This window comes from Comamonas sp. GCA5 (assembly GCF_036541385.1).
GTDB lineage: Bacteria > Pseudomonadota > Gammaproteobacteria > Burkholderiales > Burkholderiaceae_C > Comamonas > Comamonas aquatica.
Genome location: NZ_JAZHFR010000258.1, coordinates 1 through 301, shown reverse-complemented (window position 1 = coordinate 301; position 301 = coordinate 1). Strand labels below are relative to the sequence as shown.

At 52.8% G+C, this 301-nt stretch carries 1 pseudogene; it reads right to left on the bottom strand.

Features of this window, described 5'->3' with window-relative positions:
- A pseudogene (locus SJH88_RS19565) lies at positions 1–301 on the bottom strand (rolling circle replication-associated protein); the annotation flags it as partial.

The following is a 301-nucleotide window of genomic DNA, read 5'->3' as shown; positions in this document are numbered from 1 at the left end:
GAGTCTCAGCCACACTGATACCACTGGACTGCCAATAACGTTTCTTATTGAAGTCAGAAATCAGATCCTTGGTGATGTACTTCCCGATGTACTTGGCAATCTTCTCTGTATGGCGATAGCTACCAGCAGACGCCTTGACCTGGCGGTCTTGCACGTTCCCCGGCGAATCGTCCCCACGGAGCACGCGCGATACCTTGAATCCTCGGTGCTTCCCGATGGCCATATGCCAAAAGCGCCGCAGCATGTTGTAGTTAACAAACCCCTTTCCACGCCAAGCCACATGCATATGCAGATGCTCAGG